Annotated in this window: 33 protein-coding genes, 1 tRNA gene and 1 pseudogene; 12 read left to right on the top strand and 23 right to left on the bottom strand. The window is 41.5% G+C overall.

Going from position 1 to position 26,773, the window contains the following annotated elements:
- Nucleotide 1 precedes the first annotated feature (1 nt).
- The 9 genes from JOD17_RS19760 to JOD17_RS19720 form a co-directional block, all read right to left on the bottom strand.
- A complete protein-coding gene (locus JOD17_RS19760) occupies nt 2–775 on the bottom strand; it encodes a hypothetical protein (protein WP_204699690.1) in 774 nt (257 codons plus the stop codon).
- Nucleotides 776–1,018: 243 nt separating this feature from the next.
- Nucleotides 1,019–1,240: a hypothetical protein gene (locus JOD17_RS19755; protein WP_204699689.1), complete on the bottom strand. Its 222-nt coding sequence runs from the start codon at nt 1,238–1,240 to the stop codon at nt 1,019–1,021.
- Nucleotides 1,234–1,608 (bottom strand): hypothetical protein, encoded by a 375-nt coding sequence (locus JOD17_RS19750; protein ID WP_204699688.1) that lies wholly within the window; start codon nt 1,606–1,608, stop codon nt 1,234–1,236. The genes JOD17_RS19755 and JOD17_RS19750 overlap by 7 nt, the downstream gene beginning before the upstream one ends.
- Nucleotides 1,609–2,144: 536 nt before the next feature.
- Nucleotides 2,145–2,390 (bottom strand): helix-turn-helix transcriptional regulator, encoded by a 246-nt coding sequence (locus JOD17_RS19745; protein ID WP_204699687.1) that lies wholly within the window; start codon nt 2,388–2,390, stop codon nt 2,145–2,147.
- Nucleotides 2,391–2,507: 117 nt separating this feature from the next.
- Complete coding sequence (locus tag JOD17_RS19740; protein WP_204699686.1) at nt 2,508–3,287, bottom strand: hypothetical protein; 780 nt, start codon at nt 3,285–3,287, stop codon at nt 2,508–2,510.
- A 210-nt stretch (nt 3,288–3,497) separates the two neighbouring features.
- Nucleotides 3,498–3,953: a helix-turn-helix domain-containing protein gene (locus tag JOD17_RS19735; RefSeq protein ID WP_204699685.1), complete on the bottom strand. Its 456-nt coding sequence runs from the start codon at nt 3,951–3,953 to the stop codon at nt 3,498–3,500.
- Nucleotides 3,950–4,159: a helix-turn-helix domain-containing protein gene (locus tag JOD17_RS21885; protein WP_204699684.1), complete on the bottom strand. Its 210-nt coding sequence runs from the start codon at nt 4,157–4,159 to the stop codon at nt 3,950–3,952. Before JOD17_RS21885 ends, JOD17_RS19735 begins: the two co-directional genes overlap by 4 nt.
- Entirely contained in the window at nt 4,159–4,980 is an 822-nt protein-coding gene (locus JOD17_RS19725) for a ParB/RepB/Spo0J family partition protein (protein ID WP_204699683.1), read from the bottom strand. Before JOD17_RS19725 ends, JOD17_RS21885 begins: the two co-directional genes overlap by 1 nt.
- Nucleotides 4,981–5,019: 39 nt before the next feature.
- On the bottom strand, nt 5,020–5,499 hold the full coding sequence (locus JOD17_RS19720; RefSeq protein WP_204699682.1) for a hypothetical protein: 480 nt from the start codon (nt 5,497–5,499) through the stop codon (nt 5,020–5,022).
- Nucleotides 5,500–6,038: 539 nt separating this feature from the next.
- On the opposite strand from JOD17_RS19720, the gene JOD17_RS19715 reads away from it, so the two are divergent.
- Nucleotides 6,039–6,254, top strand: a complete 216-nt coding sequence (locus JOD17_RS19715; RefSeq protein ID WP_338028838.1) for a helix-turn-helix domain-containing protein — start codon at nt 6,039–6,041, stop codon at nt 6,252–6,254.
- A 257-nt stretch (nt 6,255–6,511) separates the two neighbouring features.
- Here the strand turns inward: JOD17_RS19715 and JOD17_RS19710 are convergent, their stop codons facing one another.
- Both JOD17_RS19710 and JOD17_RS19705 read right to left on the bottom strand, forming a co-directional pair.
- Nucleotides 6,512–6,874 (bottom strand): hypothetical protein, encoded by a 363-nt coding sequence (locus JOD17_RS19710; RefSeq protein WP_204699681.1) that lies wholly within the window; start codon nt 6,872–6,874, stop codon nt 6,512–6,514.
- Complete coding sequence (locus tag JOD17_RS19705; protein ID WP_204699680.1) at nt 6,871–7,101, bottom strand: hypothetical protein; 231 nt, start codon at nt 7,099–7,101, stop codon at nt 6,871–6,873. Before JOD17_RS19705 ends, JOD17_RS19710 begins: the two co-directional genes overlap by 4 nt.
- 121 nt (nt 7,102–7,222) lie before the next feature.
- Here JOD17_RS19705 and JOD17_RS19700 point away from each other — a divergent pair, with 121 nt between their 5' ends.
- On the top strand, nt 7,223–7,432 hold the full coding sequence (locus JOD17_RS19700) for a helix-turn-helix domain-containing protein (protein ID WP_204699679.1): 210 nt from the start codon (nt 7,223–7,225) through the stop codon (nt 7,430–7,432).
- A 24-nt stretch (nt 7,433–7,456) separates the two neighbouring features.
- Here the strand turns inward: JOD17_RS19700 and JOD17_RS19695 are convergent, their stop codons facing one another.
- From JOD17_RS19695 to JOD17_RS19665, 8 genes and pseudogenes are all read right to left on the bottom strand, one after another.
- Complete coding sequence (locus JOD17_RS19695) at nt 7,457–7,780, bottom strand: hypothetical protein (RefSeq protein WP_204699678.1); 324 nt, start codon at nt 7,778–7,780, stop codon at nt 7,457–7,459.
- 38 nt (nt 7,781–7,818) lie between these two features.
- On the bottom strand, nt 7,819–8,364 hold the full coding sequence (locus JOD17_RS19690) for a tyrosine-type recombinase/integrase (RefSeq protein WP_204699677.1): 546 nt from the start codon (nt 8,362–8,364) through the stop codon (nt 7,819–7,821).
- Nucleotides 8,365–9,404: 1,040 nt separating this feature from the next.
- A complete protein-coding gene (locus JOD17_RS21435) occupies nt 9,405–9,635 on the bottom strand; it encodes a hypothetical protein (RefSeq protein ID WP_239575760.1) in 231 nt (76 codons plus the stop codon).
- 312 nt (nt 9,636–9,947) lie between these two features.
- Nucleotides 9,948–10,088: pseudogene (locus JOD17_RS21880) on the bottom strand (helix-turn-helix domain-containing protein); the annotation flags it as partial.
- 267 nt (nt 10,089–10,355) lie between these two features.
- Nucleotides 10,356–11,327: a tyrosine-type recombinase/integrase gene (locus tag JOD17_RS19680; RefSeq protein ID WP_204699676.1), complete on the bottom strand. Its 972-nt coding sequence runs from the start codon at nt 11,325–11,327 to the stop codon at nt 10,356–10,358.
- 132 nt (nt 11,328–11,459) lie between these two features.
- Nucleotides 11,460–11,544: transfer RNA gene (locus JOD17_RS19675), tRNA-Leu, on the bottom strand.
- A gap of 137 nt (nt 11,545–11,681) precedes the next feature.
- Nucleotides 11,682–11,924, bottom strand: coding sequence for a hypothetical protein (locus JOD17_RS19670; RefSeq protein ID WP_042421078.1), 243 nt, complete (start codon nt 11,922–11,924; stop codon nt 11,682–11,684).
- A gap of 154 nt (nt 11,925–12,078) precedes the next feature.
- The gene (locus JOD17_RS19665; protein WP_204699675.1) at nt 12,079–12,771 is read right to left on the bottom strand and encodes a B3/B4 domain-containing protein; all 693 of its coding nucleotides are present in this window, start codon (nt 12,769–12,771) and stop codon (nt 12,079–12,081) included.
- 51 nt (nt 12,772–12,822) lie between these two features.
- Here JOD17_RS19665 and queG point away from each other — a divergent pair, with 51 nt between their 5' ends.
- From queG to JOD17_RS19640, 5 genes are all read left to right on the top strand, one after another.
- Nucleotides 12,823–13,941 (top strand): tRNA epoxyqueuosine(34) reductase QueG, encoded by a 1,119-nt coding sequence (queG, locus tag JOD17_RS19660; RefSeq protein ID WP_204699674.1) that lies wholly within the window; start codon nt 12,823–12,825, stop codon nt 13,939–13,941.
- A 134-nt stretch (nt 13,942–14,075) separates the two neighbouring features.
- The gene (locus JOD17_RS19655; protein WP_239575759.1) at nt 14,076–14,969 is read left to right on the top strand and encodes an amidase domain-containing protein; all 894 of its coding nucleotides are present in this window, start codon (nt 14,076–14,078) and stop codon (nt 14,967–14,969) included.
- A gap of 54 nt (nt 14,970–15,023) precedes the next feature.
- Complete coding sequence (gene trmL, locus JOD17_RS19650; RefSeq protein WP_042421087.1) at nt 15,024–15,497, top strand: tRNA (uridine(34)/cytosine(34)/5-carboxymethylaminomethyluridine(34)-2'-O)-methyltransferase TrmL; 474 nt, start codon at nt 15,024–15,026, stop codon at nt 15,495–15,497.
- A 313-nt stretch (nt 15,498–15,810) separates the two neighbouring features.
- Nucleotides 15,811–16,119, top strand: a complete 309-nt coding sequence (locus JOD17_RS19645; RefSeq protein WP_042361221.1) for an antibiotic biosynthesis monooxygenase family protein — start codon at nt 15,811–15,813, stop codon at nt 16,117–16,119.
- Nucleotides 16,120–16,338: 219 nt separating this feature from the next.
- Entirely contained in the window at nt 16,339–18,237 is a 1,899-nt protein-coding gene (locus JOD17_RS19640; RefSeq protein ID WP_204699673.1) for a PrkA family serine protein kinase, read from the top strand.
- Nucleotides 18,238–18,280: 43 nt separating this feature from the next.
- Here JOD17_RS19640 and JOD17_RS19635 read toward each other — a convergent pair whose 3' ends face one another.
- Entirely contained in the window at nt 18,281–19,198 is a 918-nt protein-coding gene (locus JOD17_RS19635) for a hypothetical protein (protein WP_204699672.1), read from the bottom strand.
- A gap of 181 nt (nt 19,199–19,379) precedes the next feature.
- Here JOD17_RS19635 and lepB point away from each other — a divergent pair, with 181 nt between their 5' ends.
- A complete protein-coding gene (gene lepB / locus JOD17_RS19630) occupies nt 19,380–19,934 on the top strand; it encodes a signal peptidase I (RefSeq protein WP_239575757.1) in 555 nt (184 codons plus the stop codon).
- 225 nt (nt 19,935–20,159) lie between these two features.
- Complete coding sequence (yhbH, locus tag JOD17_RS19625) at nt 20,160–21,335, top strand: sporulation protein YhbH (RefSeq protein WP_042421101.1); 1,176 nt, start codon at nt 20,160–20,162, stop codon at nt 21,333–21,335.
- A gap of 112 nt (nt 21,336–21,447) precedes the next feature.
- Here the strand turns inward: yhbH and msrA are convergent, their stop codons facing one another.
- On the bottom strand, nt 21,448–21,969 hold the full coding sequence (gene msrA / locus JOD17_RS19620; protein ID WP_204699671.1) for a peptide-methionine (S)-S-oxide reductase MsrA: 522 nt from the start codon (nt 21,967–21,969) through the stop codon (nt 21,448–21,450).
- Between the two features lie 130 nt (nt 21,970–22,099).
- Between msrA and JOD17_RS19615 the strand changes: the two genes are divergently transcribed.
- Together JOD17_RS19615 and JOD17_RS19610 are read left to right on the top strand one after the other, a co-directional pair.
- The gene (locus JOD17_RS19615) at nt 22,100–23,830 is read left to right on the top strand and encodes a phospho-sugar mutase (RefSeq protein WP_204699670.1); all 1,731 of its coding nucleotides are present in this window, start codon (nt 22,100–22,102) and stop codon (nt 23,828–23,830) included.
- A 29-nt stretch (nt 23,831–23,859) separates the two neighbouring features.
- A complete protein-coding gene (locus JOD17_RS19610) occupies nt 23,860–24,687 on the top strand; it encodes an arylamine N-acetyltransferase (RefSeq protein ID WP_204699669.1) in 828 nt (275 codons plus the stop codon).
- On the opposite strand, the gene JOD17_RS19605 is transcribed toward JOD17_RS19610, so the two are convergent.
- A complete protein-coding gene (locus JOD17_RS19605; RefSeq protein WP_204699668.1) occupies nt 24,671–24,940 on the bottom strand; it encodes an acylphosphatase in 270 nt (89 codons plus the stop codon). The genes JOD17_RS19610 and JOD17_RS19605 overlap by 17 nt on opposite strands.
- A 121-nt stretch (nt 24,941–25,061) precedes the next feature.
- Between JOD17_RS19605 and JOD17_RS19600 the strand changes: the two genes are divergently transcribed.
- Nucleotides 25,062–26,453: a SpoVR family protein gene (locus JOD17_RS19600; protein ID WP_204699667.1), complete on the top strand. Its 1,392-nt coding sequence runs from the start codon at nt 25,062–25,064 to the stop codon at nt 26,451–26,453.
- 48 nt (nt 26,454–26,501) lie between these two features.
- Here the strand turns inward: JOD17_RS19600 and JOD17_RS19595 are convergent.
- Nucleotides 26,502–26,773, bottom strand: a 272-nt coding sequence (locus JOD17_RS19595; protein WP_204699666.1) for a hypothetical protein, incomplete at its 5' end; no start/stop codon positions are given.

Genomic DNA, 26,773 nt, shown 5'->3' with positions numbered 1-26,773 from the left:
TTTATTGATCTCCTTCGTGTGAAACTGGTTTATTAAGCTCTGCTACAAGCCCATGTCCAAATTGTTGTGTTAAAGCATTTTCCTCAATCGAGCCGTACATTCTAGGATTGTTGCCCGGACTACCGATAAACTGGAGTAATTCTTCTGCTTTTTGTTTGTCTTCTGTATGCGAAATGCTCTCTAGGCCATGATAGATTTTACCTACCTCGACTCTATTTGCTGGATCAAGGTTAATTGACGACACGACAGCATCGGCTTGCTCGAGTGCGTCTTGCGCAAGGTAAGGGTCAGTAATGTCTCTTGAAAACTCTTTTAAACGTTGAATTACAGCTTGAGCACTACTGAACTTTGCGTCTCTTTTTATTTTTTCTAGTTTTTGATTGTGTAGTTCTAGGGTAGTGTCATCCGGTTTGGAAGGTTTTTGAACTAGAATTTGACGTGATAGATCATGAATTTCAGCATGTTTCGCCATAACTTCTTTTTTATCTTTTCGAGCTTGCTTGAGGAATTGGCCTGAAAGTTCTTGTTTTAGCTCACTAATTTTCTTACGTCTACCTTCTTCACTTAAATCACCATTTGCGTTAATTTTACCCTCGGATTCTTTGTACATATCAAGAAGAATTCTCGTTTTTCCCATACTTGTGTCTTTGATTTCACGTGTTTTTTGATAAGCCTCGACTGCTTTTTCAATTTTCGGAGTGGGTGCCTTATATAGACCACCTTGATTTGTTGATTGAATAGATTTTAAGAATGCCTTGCTTTGCTCAATAGTCATAAAATAATCATCCTTTTCTTTAATATAGTTTTCTGTTCGATACATGCTCATAGCCTAATTGTTCAGCTTCGCGCAACGCTTCCTCTATTGCATTTTGCCGAGCCAACCGGCGGGGGAGTCCTTCGCTTACCCGGACCAATCTTTTGCGCAAATCACCAGTGTTGTCGTCATAGATAGCGATTTCAACGGTCGTACGTCCGACTATCTTCTCCGTATTTTCGATTAGCCGGCAACTTTTCAATGTCATTTTTGCACCGCCTTCTGTACTTCGTAACCATGTTCTTGCGCAATTAAGGATGCTTCGTCGATAATATATTTTTTAGCGAAACTTATCGGAAAACTGTCCCAGTCTCTCGAAATACGGTGAATTATTTCACCAGTCTCAGCGTCCATAATGACGGCGTTAGCGATACAACCACTCGGCATGATTTGAATGTCATATTTCACAACACAACCGTTTACCAATCTACGTCACTCCTTTCGATCACACGCGCCCACCCCTTCGCATATAAAGCGCCTGTAACGTCAGCATTGGCGCGCTGCGACGCTTGCTCTTTCGTAGTTTTATATTCCTGCGTAAAGGTAGTGTGCAGCTCGTCCGGCGTCACAGCGTCGTATACGCGTGTTGTTACGCTAAATGTGCCGGGCTGCGGCTCCGCCTTTACGCTATGTTCGACGACCGCCCAGTGTTCTCCGCGCGTGGGCGGTCGAGTAGGGGAGGCAGCCGGATATGTATGTGAACCGTCTTGCCAATATGTAATTACTCGTTTACCGACATGCTGATTTTGTGCGTAAGTATTTTCGGTGCGGTTAATTCCGTATGTTTGCGCCATTAAGAAGCCTCCTCATTTCCGAATGTTAGACATGCAAAAATCGCACTTTAGGATGAATCTACCGCACCCCTTGAAATTGGCATCGTAAAAGCTTTATATATCAGTAGTTTCAATACGTCTAACGTTCGGCAATTGCTCGACGTCTAACGTCACTTTCATTCTTTTGCGTGCGTATGACGTGTTCTTTGCACGATGAACAGTATTTCTGCCGGTTGCTGGCGCGAATAAATCGCTTTTTACAGACGGCGCAATTAACTGTGTTAGAACTTTTGGTAGCCGGTTTCAACGGATAGTCAGCCGGGAAATGTTGCAGATACTCGTCAAATAACGGCGGATCGCTCGGTCCGACAGCGCGCATGTAATACGGGCACACGTTAGCAGTGGGGCGGTCAGCCGCGAAAGAAAGTACGCATTTTCCGTGTGCTGTCGCTAGGCATCCGTCTTGTCCGGTATGATTTGCGCAACTAGACTTGGCATGCCGGTGTAGCTTACGTTGCAGACGGTCAGTTTCTCTCTTATTAATCTAAGTCACCTCCTTAATAGGCTAGTATTTGTTGGCGCTGATCTTCTACGTAAATAAAGCACTTTTCAATCGCTGTAATTTTTTGTTCCGTTAGTTTTAGGAAATCCACGATCTTTTCTGCAAGACGACGAGTCAATTTACGGTCGCCTTTTTCTACTAAGACGATCAATGTGTCTGATACACCGATTTCTTTAGCTAGTTGCTTTTGGGTTAATGAATAAAACTCGCGTACCATCTTAACTTGAGTGGCTGTCAGCATAAGGTTCACCTCCTTTAAAAGTAAGTCATAATAACTTACTTAATAGATTTTAAAAACGATGTGAAGCAACACACTTATATACTGAACATTCTGAATCGTTCTCGCATATATGCAAAATTACTGCGGTTTTTTCTCGTTTGAGTACTTCATGCGCAAATATCTTTTCATTACTTCCGGTCTGATCGTGCGTTCTTTAACAGGCTCTACTAATCTAAGGTGCTTAACGAACCTCACAGCGACATGGTGGTTGTTATCCTTTTCGGTATGAACTTCGTATTTCGGTGTCTTCTTATAACCTAAGACTCTTTTTTCGTATTGTTTGCGTGCACGACGTTCGAAGACATCATCAACGGCATAACGAATTTCCTTTCGCTCAAATCTTTTGTTTGCGTAATCCGACCAAACTGGCATGTACAACTTGCGCGGTAGGTAAGTACCCGTTTTCTTTTTACGTCGGACGGCACTATTTTGATTGATTCCACACTTCTTACTGCAATAACGCTTAATGCCCTTTTTCCGAAATATACGAATGCAATTCCATGCATGACATACGGCTTCGTCGTCTTCCAATTCGTCAGGTTCGGGTGGTGCTGGCGTATGTTCGCGTTCTAATTCTGCCCACTGTTCAGGCGTATACGTTTCAAATTTTGCTTTAATAGCTTCACGGCGCATTGATTCGTCCGCAAGTAGTAGGTGAGTAGAAAGCTCGTCAAGCCATTCGACGGAAGGGCGGCGCTCGTACTTACGCCAGTGGTCGGCTAATTCTGCGTTACAATATTCGAATGCTTCATCGAGTTTCGTTTTAAACTTTTCGGCTGCTACTGCGATAAGATCGCCTCCAATATAATATAGTGCGTCCCATCCGGGACAGCTTGCGGCGCTGAGATTACCACGCACGCTTGTTCTTTCGAACTTATTCTTTTGAACCTATGCGCAAGGTAAGGTATTTACAAAACCGTTAGCAGTTATGAGCGTAAGCGAATGGCTGCAATCTTTTTAAATCTAGTTTCTTAAATCTAGTTAAATATAGTTAAATAAATATAGTTAACCCATAGAAAACTAAGGGTACGCAATATGATTTTCTAAGGGTACGGTACCTATAGTTTTTTAAGGGTACGCTTCTCTAAGCTGTCGTAGCTTCTCATGGTCACGCCGTTTCTCGTCATCCAACTGCTTGATTTTAGCGCGGTATCTCTCGCCGGCTTCCGGACAAGCGAGCCATAATTCTTCTTGCGTCAACGGTTTATATGGCACATAACGGTTGAAGTCTTTCGATGGCACCGTAATAATCGCAATTAAACCGGCATCTCTTAATTTGCGTAAGTCTTGGCTAACGGTCTGCGTCGATCGGTTTAAATCCGTAGCTAACTTTATATGCGACGGCCAAGCGTAGCCATAATCGGGATTGTAATAGTCAACGATCATCGCGTATAAGAAGGTATGTCGCGCTGAGATGCCCGGTACATACATATAATGCGCGATGTCTGACGGTAATTTTATGAAATATTCGTCCTCGTAGCGTTCCTTTTTGTTAAATACGGATTGGCTGCCGGTAATTTTCATGCGCCGCGTTCCTCCAATTCGTTAATTTTAGCGTCAGTTAAGCCGAACGCTGCCCGCACTAAGCGATGCGTACGGGCGCTAATCGGTCGCTTGCCGCATTCGATCTTGTCGACTAACGCTACGGAAACACCTATTCTTGCGCCGAATTGTCGCTGTGTGAGGCGTTCACGGAAGCGGAGATAACGAAAGCCGCGATTGGTTAGCATTAGGCAGCGCCTCCTTTATAAATGCGTTTGAATAAGTCGTGTCCGCTGTTGTAACGAGCAGATGCCCATGTACTTCCGCCTGCGTCGGGATGAGCACGACCTTTAGCTTTGCGAAACGCTTTATCAACTTGTTCAACGTTAGCAGTCTCGTCCAAGCCTACGAAGTGAGCGAAAATTTTAATCCCTTTGTCGTGACTTCCAAACATACTATATTTTCGGTAGAACTCACGCTCATCTTCTAGGCTACGAAGTTTTGATTTTTGTTCGTTATAGCTGCGAGTAACTGTGTCAAGCTCGCGTTTTAAACGTTCATTCTCCCTAATAAGTCGTAAGTGATCTTCCGATTCTCTTTGTTGCTTAGTATCGCTACTCTTCGCGGTCTTTGTCCCGCGTGGGACACCTTCGTCATTTATCCACCTTTCGACCGTACTCTTGCCGACACCTAGCCATTGCGCGATTTGACGATAGGAGCGATTCTCAGAACGTAACTTACGAGCGCGTTCGATTTTTTCTTTTCGGCTCAATTCGCGTGTGGTCGTATTCATCTTGTGCGCAATTTCTAATTTTTCGTCTTCCGTTAAGTCAAAGTACAATTTAACGAGTAGCTCAGTTAGTCCAACTTCTTGGCTGGCTTTGTAACGATGATGACCGTCTAAGATAACGTAATTTTCATCGACAATGATCGGATAAATAATGCCATGTTGCGCGATGTCTTCCTTTAACTTGGCGAAAGTTTCCGAAGGCATGTCCGACCATACTTGGTAATGTGCGGTTGTGAGCGCGTCAATAGATACCGTTTCTAACTGGTGGTTCTTCGTCATAAAAGATCGCCTCCAATATTTTTAATTGAATTTATTATTCTAGAATTCGTCAACCTCGACCGTTCCATCAGACGAAACTTCGCCAACAAAACCTAAATATCCGGACAATAGTTCCTCAGCATGTTCTCTATTGTTCGCCCAAGCATAAGCAACTCTCAGATAATCCTCGTCTTCTCCGTAAACGTATGTGGAACCTTCGATTTCATCAAGAGCCTCCGGAGATAGGTAATCAACCGAAAACACAGAGCCGAATAACCCCGCGCCTTCACTCGGCATGTTAATCGCTTTATCTGCGTAACCTGCACCGATTAACGAGCGTTTTCGTGAAGCTAACGCCTCGTATCGTTGAACTTCAAACTTCTTAAAAATTAATCTCACCGAATAATCCCTTAGTTCTTCATCTGTCATGAGACTTAGTTCATTATTACTTTTGAGTTCTCCGCGGCGGTCAAAGAAAACCGCAGCCTCACTAACTAAATTTTCGAATCCAGCCGCAAATTTCTCGTTAATTTTTGTCATAAAAGATCGCTCCTTTTTCGTAATTTGTTTTGGTGTCCGAAGTGACGTACAACTTGCGCAAAAAATATATGGCCGCCTAAACTGGCGATCACCTCCTTAATTTATTAACTACCTATGCTCCTGAATATGGGACAACCTCTAATTACTAAAGACACTCGCCGAATAAAAGTTAGACACTTTTAATTGCGAAATTCATGAAAAATTTACTTCCCCTACTTATAGATACCGATTTTTTCATTTGATTTGGGACACATTCCAATAAATTTTTGAAACTTCTACTATTACTTACGCCACCAAAACGAAAATTGGACACTATTTTAGAAAATACCCCTTACTATTTACGACATTTGCCAAACGAAAGTTCGACGCTTCTACTCAAATTATTAAACCCTGACCGCAAATTAATTGGGACAACTTCGCTTACTATTACTTACACCACCCGATTAAAAGTTGGACAATGAATTTAACGTCTTAGTATTAACGCCGTAGCATAAAATTAATTTGGACACTTTTATGATTAAAGAAGGAGTGATTGCGCAGTGTTCGGATTAGGGAGACCGCGGACTGATTTCGGCAAGATGATGGAAAACGAGGGAATTACACAGCAAAAACTTTCGGATGAATCCGGTGTTAGTCAGGCGACGATTTCAAGTTTAATGACGGATGCTGAGTATCGCGCAAAACTTTCCACCGAAGAGAAGTTAAAACAAGCTTTGAAAAGGTTAGGCGTAAAAAACTTGAGTAAGTATTTTTAATAAAAACGAACGTTTGTTCTTGTTTTCTAACGACCATTGTATTAATATTAAAAAAAGTAGAGCAACGCTGGCAGACGTCACCCTATTAAGATCATTTCTATTTTGGTAGTGTAGCGCTGGCAGACGCTTGCTACCCGTCATCATTTTCACGTTCACCCCAATACCGTTCGCAGTTGGCGCTACGATCGGCATATTACCCCTAGTGTTGGCGCACTAATCGTTCCTTTACGTAATCCACCTCCTTAAATTGATATCGCTCAACATCCGCCGGTCTCCGTTTCCCGCATGTGTAGCAGCAAATCGACCGCGCTCATTTGTAGCAACTCTTGCGCAGTTACTTGTAAGCCGCCATCAGCTACCCAATTAAAGCCGTCAATATCGTCATCAAGGTCGTATTCTACACGTTCCGGCGACAAATGACGGTGTTTTAATTTCAGGACATCGAGACAAGGGCCGCTCTTTTGATCGGTAATATTAACTAAATAACGACCGTCTACGAGGATACCCTCGCCGTAATCAACGCTATAATCAGGCGGAGAAACGTCGTCATAACGAACGGTACATTTCGTCTTAACAAGCTCAATTTGCGGCTTCTTAATTGGTAAATAAGCGACTGTCATACCGCAACAACTCCTTTATTTATAGCGTTTAAATCTAATTCGCAACCACCCATAATTGCGCGACGATCTACATAACCAGCAGCGACGACATAGTTCGTCCAGTTTGGCGCAGCTATATGTAGCCTTTCGCCTGTAGCGATAACCGTGACACGGTAAAAGCCGATTCCTAATTGCGAGACTGGCGGTACGTATTCGAAACCTACTTGCGTTGTTTTAGCTTTAATCATTTTGAAACCTCCTCGATTACGTTTAGCGTAATTAAAGTATAAATTACGTTTAGCGTAATTGTCAATTACTTTTTACGTAATTATTTTGCTATGATATATAAAAATCGAAAGAGGTGGCGTAATGGCGCGAGTTACTAATAATTTAAAGAGATTGATTGAGGAAAAAGGTATGAATCAAAAGGAATTTGCTAAAAAGGCAGATATTAGAGAAGCAACTGTAAGTGCTATGTGCAAAAATGAAATTAAGAGAATACCTTTAGATGTGTTAGAAAGTATTGTAGACGTATTAGAAATTGAGGATATGAATAAGTTGTTTAACATCGAGGCGTAATACATAAAAAAGAAGCCCGGGCATTTACGCCTTGGGCTTTTTCCAGCTAACGATCGTCAATTGTTCGCACGACGTACATTTAAAATTCTTCGTGTGTTGGAAATCATTAATCGTATTCTTACTCGCGCAATGTGGGCAATTTACGTCCGCCGGCACCATTAGCGCAAGCATCAATAACATGCCCGCCGGTATTAGCACCATAAAGCCGAATATAGCGCCCACCAGCGAGAATATCAACGTTATCGCAATAATCAGACCAATACCGCCGAGGATGCCGACAGGGACGCGCCATGCCAGCTCAATGCCGGTCACCTTGCGCTTAGTCGGATGTAACTTCTGTATCGTCATAATAAGACCTCCGTTTCTAAATTTCTGCCGAAAATTTTTTAAACTTCGATCGCCTTGTATACGTCCGCCACCTTTTCGCTAGTGATGCCGATATAATTCAACGTCATACGTGGCGTGCTATGACCGAAAATGTACATAAGTTCCGTAATGTCTGTGCCGTTCTTATAGGCTATTGCGCCGAAAGTTTTGCGCAAAGTATGTGTGCCAATGCGTCCAATTTTCGCAGCAATGCCGGCTTTTTGTGCTGCATCATTCAGAATGCGATATGCCTGCACGCGACTGATCGGCTGGTTAGCGCCTTTTTGAGATTTGAACATAAATTCGTCGTCCGCACCTTCCATCTTAGCAACTTCGTCTTTTACCGTTTGACTGAGCGTAATTGTGCGCTGCTTGCCGGTCTTTTGTTCCGTGATGGTCACGTTATCTTTGTTGCGCAAATCACCGATACGTAGCTGTAGTAAATCGGAAATACGGAGTCCGACTGATACACCGATAATGAACATCGCTTTGTTTCGCCCGGTTAATGCCTGCTTCATCTTGTCGCGGTCAGCTTTCACGGAAATAGCGCCTACACCTGTCGTCATACTAACGCCTCCTAAATGTATTGTTATTAATCGAACATTACGTTTATTTGATCGTTAGTGTATATGAATACGAAAAATTATGCAAGCGTCAATTTTACTTTAGTACAATAAAGTAAAGTGAAAAAATATTGTGCGCAATGTGAGAGCGCCAGCCGGACGATATATAAGGTGGGGGGCTTGGGGGGGCGGCCCCTCCCTTCCACGTCCCCATACCGACGTAATCAACGATGTATATTAATACAATATTTATACAACTAAAATGTAACGTTTCTAACTAGCGATACATTTAACCGACAGCGTAACTGTTGATACACTAGCGTTCAACCGCGTACAACTATCGGACGGTCAGCGCAATGAAATATGCATCGTGAAACGCGCGCCGTATCAACGTGGTAATTAATTGGAAATTCTACGCACCTGTATAAAATACTGCATAAACGAACGTCTAATTTACCGTACATACATAGCCGTCCAAAGTGTTCGGAAGGGTCGCGCGCCAGCAGGTTGTCGCAGGATAACACGCAGCTATACGCACGATAACGGTCACACACGGACGCACCATATGTCACACTACGTAACGCCCACGGTGTAGTATAGTGCAGCCCATAGTCGCACCTACTACCGACTACTACCGACCATCCTATGCCAATATAGACGCCTTCCTACATATATAATTGCGCCATCATTTTAGCGATCGGTAGGTGATGCGAGTCGGGTCGATGTTTTCCGGCTGTCCGCCTCATGAACGGCTTCGCAACTAAATGTCCGATTTTGCACAGTCATATAAACGCTGAAACCGAGTCGTTGCCTACGTTTTTAATCAAAATAACAATTGGGCAATCGGACACTATTAGTACACTTTTGCGAAAGAATATCCGACTATTTACTATAATATTGCGGAGTGTACTATGGTACTCAAACGGAAACACAGCGCTACAAAAGACGGCTTCCTACATATATAAATGCAGACATTCACCGTTTCAGTTTCGGAAAGCATTGGCGCAAAATATCCGGGTTTCTTCATACTTAACTGCCTGACTTTACATTTTTACATACAACGCAGCCAGCTCGTCATTGAACGCATCCTGAAACGTACGCATTAGCGCAGCATAACAGTAGCCAGCGAAGCCTTTACGTAACCGACCGCGCTTCCATACGTAAATACAGCGCTTCACGGTCGTTATTACTTCCGGCAAATAAGCGTCAATGCCGTAATCTAGCTGATGCTTTTCGTAGGCAAGGCGTACACGGCGATATAACTGTTGCGTCATGTCAGCGTCAAAGAACGGACGGCACACGGTAGCGAAGGTAGCCGGAACGTGCGCAAATGTAGCATCTAATTTAGCGTGTCCTATCGATTCTTTATTACTTTTGCTTGGCGGTAGCTTAAAAGACATAGCTTCGGTCGTCACTGGCGCAGGCGTATTGCTTGTCCGTGCTGACTTTGCGACTTCTTGACGATGGTTCATTTCCGATGGTTCACGCGATGGGGCAGGGGACAGAATGACGAAAACGCTATGTCCGAAGCCACCGCGTAACTTACCAACCTTGCGCAAGGTACGGTGAACAGCGATCAGACCACGCTCCTTTAGCTGTTTAATGGCGCGCTTGACCGTCGAAGTGGATACGCCTAGTGCGTCAGAGATCGAGCTGTATTTAAGAAAGGAGACGCCCAGCACCTTCACGGAATAACGCGCAATTAGCTTGAATATTTCGACCGTAGATGGCGTAAGCTCTGCGGCATGTTGGCGTAAGAGTGACGTCGTTGTAGCGTTTAGTTCGTCTAGGCTACGGAAATTAGATAGCGACCGATAGCGGCTAGGTCAGCGTTGCTTAAAGCGTTCATTGTCCGGTTCCTCCTCGATAACCGAACGCACGTTCTGTCAAAAAGATATACGTATCCAATTTGACAATCGCCGCTTTTTGAAATACACTGAATTTACCAGAGACAGTGTTCGGCGCTTAATTGCGTTCGGGCACTTTTTTATTGTTCAATAGATGTCTTGAATAGGCGAAAACTTACGATGACGCTCTGTTAGATCATTTGAATATAGATTTACATAGTGACGCACCATGTCCATTGTCGAATGTCCTAGTATCGTTTGAAGCGTAAACACATCTGCGCCATTCTGAACACACATCTTTGCAAAGGTATGGCGAAAAGTATGTGGGGAACACCGAACATTTAGGATACAAGCCATACGCCCATATTTGCGTACAGATTGTTGCATATTCTGTCTCAACATAGGCTCGTTATCTATATTTACGAATAAAAAGTCATGATTTAGTTGGCCTCTAAGCTGCACGTACTTAGACAGTTGTTTTTTCATGATTAATTGAATAGGGACGGAACGATGAGATTGGGTTTTTGGATGACGAATATAAATAACACCATCTTGCCATTTAATATCATCAACTTTGATATTTGCCATCTCGTTTAAACGCACACCAGTTTCAAGAAAAAGCATCATTAAAGTGTAGTCACGCATACCAGTAAAAGTTTCTTGGTCGGGTTGCGCAAATAGGGTGCGAATTTGATCGCGGGTAAAGGTCTCGACGATCCTTTTTGTATTGCGAAGTAATTTAACTTCTTTCATTGGATTGTTTTCAAGAAATCCTTTTCTGTCTAAGAAATTGAACAATGTACGGACAGCACGCAGTCGAGTGTTGATTGTAGTTTCTTTTAACTTCTGATCCATCATAAATAAGATGATTGAATCGTTAATATCGCTTGCAGTAATTTTGTTAGGGTCTTCAGGAGCGTCATTATTGCGCAATAGCTTGGCAGAGAAGTCGAGCTCCTTTTTGTAATAAATGAGGGTATCTTGACGCAAATTTCGTATTTTGCACTCACGCAAGAAAAGGTGGATAGCTTCGTCTAATGATTTCGGACCAAAGTCAGTAGGGGAGAAGCGTTGCTTTTGGGGAATAGATATTTGATTGCTACGTCTTTTTGGAGACATAAAAAATAACACCTCTTCGTTAGTATTTAACGAGGTGTTTTGCAAAGATTTAGTCGTCTATGTAACATGCGACTATTCCGTATGATTTTCCGAGTGATTTAACGCTCAAACTACCGACAAATCAACGTATTTTGGTGGCGATGGTGGGAGTCGAACCCACACTTCCGAAGAAACGCGATTTTGAGTCGCGCGCGTCTGCCAATTCCGCCACATCGCCATGATTATGTATTGATTTGTTCGTTCTGACAAGTTATATAATAGCACGCTTTTAACGCATTTGACAAGCCTTATTTTATATCAATATTAAATTTTATCGTGTAAAGCATTATATAGGGATAACAGCCCGGATCCATGTTAGTTGGAATCAGGGCTGTTTCTTTTTTGTCGACTTGCTTCTTCTTCTTCTAATTCTTTCACTAACTTCGCCCGGCGTTTTTTGTAATCTTTTACTCTCCAGACGAGGTTGATCATTATAATGACAATGGCCACTCCGATTAAAACGTAAATGATTGTTCCTGTCACCGCACCGGTCATCGCAAGGATGAGCAATACGATCATAATTCCCATCGTGATGTTCTCAAATGTTTTTAAAGACATTGCGTGTAAAAAATCCTTTCTTATCAAATAATAAAGTCAAAGGGGTGTGAGCTTTGAATTTAACGATCTTTGTTGTAGCAATTTTAGTCGGTGTACTAGGCATTGGTTATGGTGTCTTTTCGATTTTTAAGGAACTTGGTTATTCGAACCGAAACTAAATGAATTGTGCTAGCGGTTGTTCACGATGTAGAACAGCCGTTTTAACTTGTCCACCATGAACTTGTGTAAACAAGTCACCGATATGCTTCGTAAACGTAATCGCTTCATCTTCGCTTTTGCTCGGGGGAATGTATAACACGTGTAGTCCGTTTGTCGTTTCATGATTTATAGCCGTTCGGACACTATCGACAACGGGGCTACCGAATGGACCGTTTGTATCTTTTGTGATGAGCTTACGTTCTGCAGAATTTACTCTGTCATTTAGCCCTTCAAACGATTCATTAGATGTACCGAGGGTAACCGTAACATCTCCATGAATATTTTCCATGTCATAAAGCCCGAGTGGAAGTTCATATTGCAAAGAGAAAAAGTTGTTTAGACTTACCGCTGAGGAAATTTCAGGAAGCGGCTTTTTCGCTTTAATTCTTCGAAATAGAGCTTCGTGTGACGGTCGATATTTCCCAGGATCGACACCAATCGCTTTAAACACTTGCCTCCACTCTCGAACGCCTTCATAATATGTAACAGGTTGATCTAACAAGTCCAACTCAACGGTGTGACGATGAAGTTCAATTCGACTCGCAAGTTGATCAGGAATGTTACTAACGACAATATTCTTATATTGAATGAGACCGACTTTAAACGATGGAACGTGTTGAATGAGTTGTTCAGATAAATGAAAGTTCATCGTAACCTCCCTCTCACGTTCATTTTAGCATAATTGAAAGGAACGCTCGAAATGAATGAGGAATTAAAACAAGAGATTATCGCATATAGCAAAACGATCGGAATTGATAAAATCGGTTTTGCTAGTGCGGATCCTTTCTTAACATTAAAAGAACGCTTAAGGGAACAGCAACGACTAGGCTATGCGTCTGGGTTTGAAGAATCCGACATTGATTTACGAACTGAACCTGAACGGTTGCTGCCTTATGCGAAATCAATTATAGCCATTGCACTAAGTTACCCATCCAAGTTGAAAAACCCACCCAAAGGCGTTAAAGGAAAGCGCAGAGGGTTATTCTGTCGTGCTTCTTGGGGTGCTGATTATCATCATGTTCTCAATGATCGTTTGCAAAAACTACAAGAATTCATTGAAAGCAAGGTACCTGATGCGAAAACCGCGTCGATGGTCGATACCGGAGCGTTATCTGACCGAGCTGTAGCAGAACGAGCGGGTATAGGATTTAGTGGAAAGAATTGTATGATTATCACGCCTGAATATGGTTCATACGTTTATCTCGGGGAAATGATTACGACGATTCCGTTTGAGCCTGACACACCAATTGAAGAAGGTTGTGGAACGTGCAACAAATGTGTAGAAAGCTGTCCTACAGGTGCGCTCATTCAAGGTGGACAACTTGATGCACAAAAATGCATTGCATTTTTAACGCAGAAAAAGGACTTCATTCCAAAACAATATCGTAAGAAAATCGGTAATCGCTTATACGGTTGTGATACGTGCCAAGTCGTTTGTCCAATTAACAAAGGCAAAGGTGAGGAGTATCAACCGGAGTTTGAACCAGACCCTGAGAAAGTTAAACCAGAGTTGTTACCTTTATTATCGCTTTCCAATCGACAATTTAAAGAGAAGTATGGGGAAATGGCCGGTTCATGGAGAGGGAAGAAACCAATTCAGCGTAACGCCATTTTAGCACTTGGCCATTTTAAAGAAGAATCAGCGAGTGAGACGCTAAGGCAATTACTAACCGATGACGCAAGACCGGTCATTCGTGGTACTGCAGCATGGGCACTTGGTGAAATTGGTGGCGACGATAATGAACTTGCGATGCAACAAGCTTTACAAAAAGAAGAAGATGAAGACGTAATCAAAGAAATTGAAGAAGCATTAACGTGAAACTTCCGTTAAGGTCGTTGCCTGATGAACCGAGTGAGATGTTCAATTAGGGCAACGGACTTTTCGGAGGTTTTTTTATCTTGAACTGCAAATTGTTCGCATACATTACAAGTAACGAGGAAGGAGCGGTCAGGATGAATAAGTTAGTAAAAAAGCGACTTGCGGCGCATTTTCAGCAGTTGGCAGAGTGGAAAGCAAAAGGAGTTGATGTGAAACTACTGACTCCAGAAGAAAAAAAAGTAACGCAACGAATCAAAAAACAAACGCGCAAAGCAAAGCTCGTGAAAGTACATGTTGATGCCACTCCTTATAAAATTATTACGACAGGTCCCGATTCTCACATTGATTATTCATTAAACGTGAGTAAATTGTTTCGTTTCGGTGAGGATTTTTATTTAGAAGAAATGAATGAAATCCGACAAATCACTCTAAAGCATAACAAAATAATGAGCGATCAAGAAAAACAACGAAATATCACAGTTGATGTTAGAAAGCAAGGACGAAGCGCACATAAACGCCAAACTCTTAATCGTACCGGTACTTACAACCGCCTAAAAGCTGTACAATACGCTGAACGTTGGTGGAATGACTATAACCCTGATTATCCTGAGTTTACAGACAACTGCACGAATTTCATCTCCCAATGTTTACATGCGGGTGGAGCGCCGATGCATGGGGTCCCGGTTCGTGACCAAGGGTGGTGGTGGAGAGGAGAAAACTGGAGTTACTCGTGGGCGGTTGCTCATTCATTACGGTGGTATTTAAGTGGCTCAACAAAAGGCTTAACGGCTAAAGAAGTTGAACGGGCAGAAGAGTTACGACCTGGTGACATTATTTGTTATGACTTTGATGGCAGTGGAAGATGGGATCATAATGCAATTGTCGTTCGAAAAGATAATGAACGCCAACCCCTCGTTAATGCTCAAACCGCGAATAGTCGCAATCGGTTTTGGAAGTACGAAGATTCTACAGCCTGGACAGAGAACATTAAGTATAAGTTTTTTGCGATCCATGATCAGTTTTCGTAACGTAAGTTTGTGCTATACTGTGTGATGGAACATTATCGAAGAGGAGTCAACAAGATGGCTTTGCATATTGTATTACATGAACCAGAAATTCCAGCAAACACAGGGAATATTGCACGAACGTGTGCAGGTACGGGAACAGCTCTACACTTAATTCACCCGCTAGGTTTTTCGACAGAAGACCGAATGTTAAAGCGAGCAGGCTGTGATTATTGGCCGAGTGTTAATATTACGTATCACGATTCTCTAGAAGCGTTTTTAGCCTTAAGAAAGAATGATCGTGTATTCTTCGTAGAGACGACCGGCAGCGATTTGTATACGAACTTTGATTATAGTGATGTTTCAGAGGATGTTTATTTCGTCTTTGGAAAAGAAACGAAAGGGCTACCTGAATGGGTGGCAACGGAGTATCCTAATCAATGCATTCGTTTACCACAAAATGACCTTATTCGTTCGTTGAACCTTTCAAATGCTGCAGCGATTATTATTTATGAGGCACTACGTCAACGAGGCTTTCCAGCAGTTAACTAATGAACAAACCCCTGTGGAAGATCCACAGGGGTTTGTTGTTGTCTTATTGTTGATGAGGTTTTGAGTTTTTGCCAGCTGTCATAATAGCAGTGATGAACGCCGCGCAGACAGTTAATAGTAAAAATAAGCGCATCTAAGTAGTTGCCTCCCTTAACAGTCATTCGATTCAAAGTAGATGAGACCTAGCATCACTTTGGACACATACTAGATAGTATTATTATAGCGAATAATTGTTTTTATGTACATGTTTGTCAGTGAATCGCCATTCCCCTATACTAAAAAGGAATGGTGATTAAAAAGGAGGAGTTATGCAATGTACGTTGTAATGAATGAATTAAATGTAAATGAAGATCAACATGAACACGTGAAAGCACGTTTTGAGAAGAGTAAAGATCGTATGAATGATGTACCGGGTTGCTTAGAATTCCTTTTCTTAGAAAGTGAAAAAGAAGATGTAAGCTTTATCGTTTTTACGAAATGGGAAGCAAAGTCAGATTATGAAAACTGGCTAAACAGTGATGCGTTTAAGCATGCACATCGTGGGCAACAATCGCAAAGCCAAGAGAAACCTCCAACAACCGCGAACAACTTACGTTCGTTTGACGTTGTTTTTCATACGTAAAATCAAGAGGTCACCGTCTTAGACGGTGGTCTTTTTTTAGGGACGGATTGTTTCCTTTCCAAAGGTTATCTTCATCTAGGTGGCTGCATAGAATAAAAAACACATGGGGATGAGCGGAGCCGAAAGGCGGTTTGCGCTTCTTTTTCATTGTTGTTATTCCTAAACAGGCTGTCGGGGTGAGTCAGAACATATAACGATCCGAAAAAGGGAGGCCATTCGGTGGATATACTATCTAAAATGAAGGACTACCGTCATGAACATGAAAAGTTAAAGTGGGAAGGAACGTTCAGGGAATATTTGGAGATCCTTAAAGAGCGACCAGAAGTTGCGCAAACAGCACATTCGAGAATGTACAATATGATTAAAAGTCATGGCATTGAAGAAAATGAGGATGGCTCGAAAGCGTATAAGTTCTTTAACAATTCAATTTTTGGTGTTGAAGACTCTATTGAGCGTCTCGTAGAAGAGTATTTTCATTCTGCAGCTAGAAGGTTAGATGTTAGAAAGCGGATTCTACTTCTGATGGGACCTGTTAGTGGCGGTAAATCAACATTAGTGAATATGTTAAAACGCGGGTTGGAGCAGTTTTCGTATTCCGATGAAGGGGCGGTCTATGCGATTAAAGGCTGCCCGATGCAAGAAGACCCGTTACACTTAATTCCTCACCATTTGCGAGAAGATTTTTTTAGCGAATATGGCATTCGCATTGAAGGGGCGTTGTCCCCACTCAATACGATGAGGCTAGAGGAAGAATATGGTAATCGAGTAGAAGATGTTATGGTAGAACGGATTTTCTTCTCTGAAGATAAGCGTACTGGAATTGGTACATTTAGTCCTTCTGATCCAAAATCACAAGACATTGCGGATTTAACAGGAAGCATTGACTTCTCAACTATTGCAGAATACGGTTCAGAGTCCGATCCTCGTGCGTATCGTTTTGATGGAGAACTAAATAAAGCCAACCGTGGGCTTATGGAGTTTCAAGAGATGTTAAAATGTGACGAGAAGTTCTTATGGCACCTATTGTCGCTCACGCAAGAGGGGAATTTTAAAGCGGGGCGTTTTGCGTTAATCTCTGCCGATGAGCTCATTGTCGCCCATACGAACGAAGCGGAGTATCGTACGTTTATTAACAACAAGAAAAATGAAGCATTACATTCGAGAATTATCGTTATGAACGTTCCGTATAACTTGAAAGTGACGGAAGAAGAGAGAATCTACGAGAAGATGATTCGTGAAAGTGATATGGCCCATGTTCACATCGCACCTCATGCGTTAAAAACAGCTGCCATTTTTACGGTTTTAACCCGTTTAAAAGATTCGAAGCATCAAGGAATTGACCTCGTTAAGAAGATGAAATTGTACGATGGTCAGGTCGTTGAAGGCTTTAAAGAACAAGACGTCATTGAGCTTCGTAAAGAACATCAAGATGAAGGGATGACAGGAATTGACCCTCGTTATGTCATTAACCGGATCTCTTCGGCAATTATTCGCAAAAACTCAAAATCAATTAACGCACTCGACGTGCTTCGAGCATTAAAAGATGGTCTTAGCCAACATGCTTCAATCTCAAAAGACGACCGTGAACGGTATCAAGATTTTATTTCTGTTGCAAGAAAAGAGTACGATGAAATCGCAAAACAAGAAGTTCAAAAAGCTTTCGTGTATTCATACGAAGAGTCGGCTAAAACGATGTTGAACAACTACTTGGATAACGTCGAAGCGTTTTGCAACAACCAGAAGCTGTATGACCCGATTACAGGTGATGAATTAAGTGCAGATGAAAAGCTAATGCGTTCGATTGAGGAGCAGATTGGCATCTCCGAGAATGCGAAAAAAGCGTTCCGAGAAGAGATTTTAATTCGAATCTCTGCGTATGCAAGAAAAGGTCATAAATTCGATTACAACTCTCATGAACGTTTACGAGAAGCGATTCAAAAGAAACTATTTGCTGACCTGAAAGATGTCGTTAAAATCACGACGTCGGTAAGTACACCAGATGAATCTCAGCTGAAAAAGATCAATGAAGTCATTGCAAGGCTCGTGGATGAGCACGGCTACAATACGACTTCAGCGAATGAACTGTTGAAATACGTTGGAAGCTTATTAAATCGCTAATCAGACAAAAAGAACCCAGCAGTTAAACACTGCTGGGTTTATTTTACGATTTTGTTAAGCCGTATTGATGTGGAAATGGAAGCGTTGGATGTAGCGGTAGAAATGAAGATGGAATGCTTACAGGAGGCAATAAGGACTCACTGGACGATTGTTCGTCGTTGTGCAAAATGATATAGGAGCCATCTTCGTTCTCACTGAGGTGAATGCTAAATAAATGATCAGAATCATCCTCAGCTTCAATCGGTTGTTCACCATCAAATTCCATTTCTTGGTACTCTAACCATGTAGATGGTGGCATATCACGCTGCTCAACATCTTCGTCAATGTAAAACGGCTGTTTATAGCTTTTAGAAAGTGACTGATCACTTTGATTCTCGATTGAATCATTGACGTACAGATAATAAAGACCACCATGATCGTAACCGTCTGAAGGGGGTCTTACTTGGATTTGCGTCGGTGTGTAAATGAAAATAAAGTTGTGAATGACGTTACCTTCGTGATCTGTAACGAATAAGGACTCATTGCTAATTGTTTCTTCATCAAATGGCTCACTAAACTGCAACTCAAAAGAATGTGTTTCGGAAACCGTAAGAAGAGGGAAATGATGATAAAAACTGCTATCGCGCTCTTCAATTAATTGAATGTCTTGATATTCACTCGGTACCATTGTCGTTGTTTTTGGAAATGCAGTGGTTTCAAGTAATCCAGGTTCATTTCGTTCAGGTGTTGTTAATGAGTAAATGATTTGCCACTCACCATCTTGTTCATAGCTATCAACAATTTCAATTCGATATCCTGTATTCGGATGTGGTCCCCATACTAATTCAACATATTCACCATCTCTGTTTAGCTGAATGGTCGGTGGTGCGTCTTCAGTTGGTTCCAAAGAATGTGTGGTATGATAAAGGAACGGGGAAACAATCATTATGATACTCACAAGGATTGTTGAAATAAAACTCATAAAGTCACCTCTGCTCGTTCCGAGTCCTAGTAATAGACGAGTTCTTGTACGATGAAGTTACATACCTATACGTATTTTTCACAAAAATAACGTAAAAAGCAAGTAAAACATAAAAAAATATGTAAAAAGTCGTAGAGCAATTCAAATGAAACGCAACATATTCAGTTTGGGGGTTACGGCATTGACAAGTCTATCAAAAGAAATTTGGGATTGGGTAAAAACATTTATTATCGTCATTTGCATCGTCGTAATCGTAAGGACGTTTTTCTTTGCAAACTACATGGTACACGGTGAATCAATGATGCCGACGATTGAAAGTGGAGAGCGCCTAATCATAAATAAGATTGGCTACCACATTTCAGAACCTGAGCGTTTTGACTTAATCGTTTTTCATGCTACCGATGAAAGTGACTACATTAAACGAGTAATTGGCTTACCTGGAGATTCAATCGCCTACATTGATGACGTGCTCTATGTAAACGATGAACCGTTACTCGAAGATTACTTACAACCGTCAATAGCAGAGACGACAGGAGGTCCATTTACGAGAAACTTTACATTAGAAGATTTAGATCTTGAAAGTCAGATCGTTCCAGACGGTCACTTGTTCGTATTAGGCGATAACCGTAGAAATAGTCTTGATAGCAGACAGATCGGTTATGTAGAATACGATAGCATCGTAGGAAAAGCGAACATCCGCTATTGGCCAGTAAGCGACTTTTCAATTATTAATTAGTCGTTACAATGGCTTATTCAATTGTCACTCTGCTGCTTCTCATCACTGAGAGGCTTTTTTGTTTGCTTGAAATCTGGACGACTCTTTTGCAAATCAAATGACAATTCTTGTTTTCTGCTGCATACGATGGGAGTAGTACGACGTGTCCGAAATACGATGACGATTAAAATTATTGAACATTCGGTTTCTTGGGGAGAGCTGTTTGTTCTTTAGGAGGGTTTTTAGATGGATGAAAAGCAACTGCCACCCTTTGTCATATCAGAAGAGAATTGGTCCCTCCATCGCAAAGGCTATCTCGATCAAAGACGTCATGAAGAAAAAGTAAAAGATGCCATACATCAAAATTTGCCAGATTTAATTACAGATGAAAGCATTGTGATGTCCAATGGGCGTGATGTCGTTCACGTACCAATTCGTTCCTTAGATGAATACAAAATTCGTTACAACGATGATAAGAAGCAACATGTAGGGCAAGGGGATGGCGATAGTCAGGTTGGGGATGTCGTTGCCAGAGCACCCGGCAAAGATAAAGCAAACGGTCCTGGTAAAGGAAACAAACCTGGGGATACAGCGGGTGAAGATTATTATGAAGCAGAAATCTCAATTGCCGAATTAGAAGAAGCACTGTTCCAACATTTAGAGTTACCGAATCTTCAAAAGAAAGATGATGAGGATCTCGTCGTAGAAGACATTATCTTTAACGACGTACGTAAAAAAGGTCTGATTGGAAATATCGACAAACGACGGACGATTTTAACCGCATTAAAACGAAACGCCATGGAAGGAAGACCGGGAATCAATCCGATCTATCGAGATGATTTACGATTTAAAACGTGGAATGAAGAGATAAGACACGAATCAAAAGCGATTATCATTGCGATGCTCGATACGTCTGGTTCAATGGGGAAATGGGAAAAGTATATGGCGAGAAGCTTTTTCTTTTGGATGACACGCTTTTTACGTACGAAATATGAAAGTGTAGAGATTGAGTTCATTGCGCACCACACAGAAGCAAAAGTCGTTGATGAAGAACACTTTTTCACGAAAGGTGAGAGTGGGGGAACGATTTGTTCATCCGCTTATGAACTTTGCTTACAGCGTATAGAAGATCATTACGATCCGAAAGTGTACAATATTTACCCATTCCACTTCTCAGATGGCGATAACTTAACATCGGATAACAAAAAATGCCTCAAACTGATTGAGCAGATTATGGATAAGTCGAACATGTTTGGTTATGGCGAAGTAAACGCATATAGTCGTCACAGTACGCTAATGAACGTCTACCAAAACATTAAAGATCCAAGGTTCAGGCACTTCATATTAAAAGAAAAGAAACATGTCTTTAATGCATTGCAGTGGTTTTTCAGTAATGAAGAGAGTCACGCAAAAAACGTATAAACACTCAAAAGATCGGCGTGTTTCATGTGCCGATCTTTTTTTAGTTAAAAGATTGAGAATTAAACTTACTCATAATTGGGCTACGATTATCTTAGCTGACACTAAGTCAATTTTACTCCCAGTGATGACGGATAAATTCATCTCGACCGGACGCTTTGCGGTCTGTTTTGTAGTATGCAGGATTCGTTTTATAAAACTGCTGATGCTCGGCTTCTGCCGGATAAAAAGTCGTTGCTGGCTTAATCTCTGTGACGATCGGTTGCTTAAAACGACCGCTTGATTCGAGTTCAATTTTTGACTTCGTTGCAAGCTCTTTTTGTTCATCATTCACGTAGAAGATCGCGGTACGGTATTGACTGCCACGATCGTGAAACTGCCCATCAGGGTCGGTTGGATCAATTTGTGGCCAAAATAAATCCAATAGTTGAGTGTACTTATAAAGGGTCGGATCAAAGAGAATTTCTACGGCTTCGTAGTGTCCGCTCGTCCCTCGTTTCACTTGCTCATATGTAGGGTCTGAAATCTCTCCACCTATATAACCTGATGTTACAGCTTGAATGCCTGCTTGTTCTTCAAATGGTTGCACCATACACCAAAAACAACCACCTGCAAAAATGGCTCGTTCAGTTGCCATTAAAATCACACCTTCCTTAATCCAATTTTACCAAAGAACGCCTACTAGTACGAACCTACCTTATGAGATGGTATAATACAATCAGTGATTGCGCTAGCATGATATTTGGTTAGCCCAAGGGGGAGGATTCATGATACAACAACGTATTGATCATTGGAAAGAAAACGTTCAAGATGAAGCGCTACGTCAAGACCTTGAATCATTGCAAAAAGGCGATGAGGTAGTCTTACGTGATTGCTTTTATAGAAACCTTGCATTTGGTACCGGGGGAATGAGGGGCGAATTAGGTGTTGGACCAAACCGGTTGAACATCTACACCGTACGAAAGGCAGCATTAGGACTTGCTCATTACTTAACGAATAATAATCAACATGGCGGTAAAGTCGTCATTGCTTACGATTCTAGGCACCAATCACAAGAGTTTGCTAATCAATGTGCTCTTACGTTAATTGAAAATGGCTATAAAGCTCTTGTATTTAAAGAGTTAAAGCCGACACCGATGTTGTCATTTGCCGTACGTCACACCAAAGCAGTGGCAGGTATTATGATTACTGCGAGCCACAACCCCCCTGAATACAATGGGGTGAAAGTATATAACGAGCAAGGTGCACAACTACCTTTAGCGCAATCAGATGAACTCATTAGCTATGTAAATGCTGTAGAAGATGAATTAACGATTGCTGTTGCGGATTATACGGAAGCGATAAACAATCATCAGTTTACGTTTGTACCCGAGGATGTGGATGATGCGTATCAAGAAGCGCTAATCTCTATCGTACAAGATCAGGAACAAGTAAAGGCTCACGGAGCAGACCTATCGATCGTTTTTAGTCCATTACACGGAACAGCGAGAGAGCCTTTACGACGAGCGCTTACTGAAAATGGGTTTACTAATGTGACACTCGTTTCAGAACAAGAGCTTCCTGACCCACAGTTTTCAACGGTGAGATTGCCGAATCCAGAAGATCCAGCGGCATTTTCATTGGCGATGAAAAAAGGCAATGAAATGGGAGCAGACGTCTTAATTGCCACTGACCCAGACGCAGACCGAATCGGAGTTGCGGTTCCTGATGAGAACTCAGCTGCAGGATATCGTTTATTAAACGGAAATGAAACAGGACTACTGTTATTGCATCAAATGCTTCAAAAGAAATCAGAGGGTGTTGGCGTAACGAACAACGATCACGTTTTAAAAACGATTGTTACATCGGAATCAGGTCGTGTCATCGCAGAACACTTTGGTGCAAGTTGTGTTGATACATTAACGGGTTTTAAATTTATTGCTGAGAAAATTGAAGAGTTTTCTAGCGATAATCGCGAGTTTTTGTTCGGTTATGAGGAATCTTACGGTTATTTATTAGGCTCTTTCGTTCGTGATAAAGATGCCATTCAAGCGGGTATGATTATCTGTGAAGCTGCATTGTTAGCTAAAGCGAATGGAGAAACGTTATTGGATCAACTGCACCATATTTATGATCAGTTCGGTTATTTTAAAGAGCAAACGAATAGCATGGAACTAAAAGGCGAGCGTGGCGCAAAGCAAATCGAACAATTGATTCAATCGTTAAGAAAAGAGCCGTTTGAAGCTATTAACGGAATTCCAGTTAAGACAATTGAAGACTATCAGTTGCAGGAAAGAGTAGAAGTGACGACGAATTCCAAAGTAGCACTGCATTTGCCTAAATCAAATGTTATTAAGTATTTCCTCTCTGATGAAACGTGGATTTGTGTACGCCCTTCGGGCACGGAACCGAAACTGAAAGTTTATTTTGGTGTTCGCAGTGAAACGAGTGAAGGTGCTCATGAAAGACTCGCTGACGTTTCCGAAAACGTAATGAACGAACTAACGAATCGATTGTAAAGCTGTTTGTGTTATAGGTGGTGTATAAAATGTGGGTTTTGGAGTATTTAAGGTTGTTGAACGTTGAGCAAAAGCAGCCGTCACTTCCGTTTCTAAAAAAATTAATGAAGCGCCATCGACTCGTTTTTCCATTTGAAAACGTCAGTAAGCTCTTAATTGATCAGTACGAAAAAAACCAAATCATTACAGTTGAAGAGTTTTTAAATCGGCGCAAAAACTATGATATGGGTGGGACGTGCTATACGTTGAACATTCAATTTGCCAGGCTTTTGAGGGAGCTCGGGTATGTGGTGTCGTATATTCGTCCTGGCAACGAGCATTTAGCGTTGTTAGTAGGATTAGCTGATTCAAAGAAGGTGTGGTACGTAGATGTGGGTACAACGGCGCCGATTCTGGCTCCGTTACCGCTTGGGATTGAGCGACAAACACCGATTTTCGCTGGGGAGAAGGTACACCTGAGAAAAGGTGAAGAGCCACATACGTTCACGTATGTTCGAACGATTGGAGGCAGGCAAGTTAGTAAAAAGTGGGCATTCCGTAGTGATCAGCGTTATACGTTAGATGATTTAATGCAACCGATCCAACAATCGTTTCTGGAAAATGGTCCTTATATGAGCTGCATTCGCATCGACAAATGGTGTGAGTACAAGCAACGTATGCTGTCTTTGAAAAATACTGTATTGACGATGCGAGGCGGAGGAAGTAAAACAGAGAGATCAATAAAATCATTAGAAGAGATGAAGGCCGTCCTACAAGACACCTTTCACCTCCCAAAACTTCCGGTGCTTGAAGCTGTTGAACAATTAGAAGCGCGTGGACATTTTCTAATTAAGAAGTCTGCTAATATACAATCTTAAACGTTGAATCATCGTTTTCATTTTCTTTTTTCGTCGTAATGACATCTTCTACGTTTGATAAATCATTTCCTTTTCTAATCTCTTCTAGAAAGGAATCCATACTTGAATGATCGCCTTGTACATTCATTTCTACAGCACCATCCGAACGGTTTCGAACCCAACCGCTCAGATGGTGTTTTTTTGCGGTTTGTAATGTGAATTGTCTAAAACCTACTCCTTGCACAGCGCCATGAACAACAATATGGTAACGCATGGGAAAACCCCTCCTCTATACAGACTTATACCTACATCTTGAAATGTTAAAACATGTTGATTCATTTACACCAAGTTAAAACATATAAATAGAAGTAGCAGAAGTTTAAGGGGGAAGATGGATGATCGTACAAGAACACCGTGAACTTCAATTCAAAATTGCAGAGATCACAGAGATTGCTGAAGGGTTCGGATTAGATTTTTATCCGATGAGATATGAAATTTGCCCGGCCGATATAATTTATACGTTTGGTGCTTATGGGATGCCTACTCGATTTAGTCATTGGAGTTTCGGTAAGCAGTTCCATAAAATGAAAGTTCAATATGATTTAGGATTAAGCAAGATTTATGAACTAGTGATTAATTCGAATCCTTGTTATGCATTTTTGTTAAATAATAATTCGTTGATTCAAAATGAGTTAATTGTTGCTCACGTTCTTGCACATTGCGATTTCTTTAAGAACAATTGTCGATTTATAAACACGAGAAAAGATATGGTCGAAAGCATGAGCGCGACCGCTGAGCGAATTTTTCATTATGAGCAAATTCATGGCAAAGAAGAAGTGGAAACATTTCTTGATGCGGTTCTTGCCATTCAAGAACATGTCGACCCTTATCGTTTACCAAAAGGTGAAGAGAGAGAGAAAGTCTTAAAACCGATGCAAAAGAAATCCGAACCGTACGAAGATTTGTGGGAAACCGAAACGAAAGAGCCTGCGAAAAAAGTGAAGAAGAAGTTTCCAGAGAAACCTGAAAAAGATTTACTTTTGTTTATAGAAGAACATAGTACGGAGCTTGAAGATTGGCAGCGGGATATTTTAACGATGATGCGAGAAGAGATGCTTTACTTTTGGCCACAAATGGAAACGAAAATTATGAACGAAGGCTGGGCTTCGTTTTGGCATGCGAGAATTATGAGAGAAGTGGACTTATCATTTGCAGAGACGATTGAATTCGCGAAGTTAAACGCAAGTGTCGTTGTACCATCAAAAACGACAATTAACCCGTATTATTTAGGTTTAAAGATTTTTGAAGATATTGAGGAAAGGTACGACAATCCGAATGACGAACTGAGACAATTGGGAATTAAGCAAGGAAGTGGCCGTGAAAAAATTTTTGAAGTGAGAGAATTAGAGTCGGATGCATCGTTTCTTAGAAATTATTTGACGAAAGATTTAGTGGAACGAGAAGATCTTTACCTATTCGGAAAAAAGGGCAATCAATATGAAATTACCGATAAGTCGTGGGAACACGTTCGTGATGAATTAGTTGCTTCTAGGGTCAATGGTGGTTTTCCTTATTTAACGGTGACAGATGGGAATTATTTACGCGCGGGGGAACTTTACGTTACGCATCAGTTCGAGGGGATTGAGCTTGATGTGAAGGAACTTGAGAAAACGATTCCGTACATGTATCACTTATGGGGAAGGCCGGTTCATTTAGAAACGGTTTGTGCTGGGAAAATAACCGTATTTACGTACGATGGCCGTAGAATTCATCGAAAAACGAAATGATGCAGTAAGTGATCATAAAACAAGTCGACAGACGCTTTCTGAATGATACTACAATTGTTGAGAGGCGTGGTGAAATTCTAAGTGTTTTCTGTCGGCTTTTTTATTGATGACAATCTGAGGCAAACAATTTGCCTGGAAAAACAAAGCGTTTGTAAGGGATTTACTCCTTTTATTACAAAAAATGTCAAAGTTTCGTAAAAAAGGACGACCTACAACGTAGGTCGCCAGGCTGTTGAGAAAGTCATTTCTCAACAGCTTTTTCTTATTTATAGACGCCGAATCATAACCACGCTTTGTTATAATAGAGAAAAGAACGGAAA

Origin of the sequence: Geomicrobium sediminis (assembly GCF_016908595.1) — a bacterium.
GTDB classification, from domain to species: Bacteria; Bacillota; Bacilli; order Bacillales; family Marinococcaceae; genus Geomicrobium_A; species Geomicrobium_A sediminis.
This window is presented reverse-complemented; position numbering and strand designations above follow the sequence as displayed.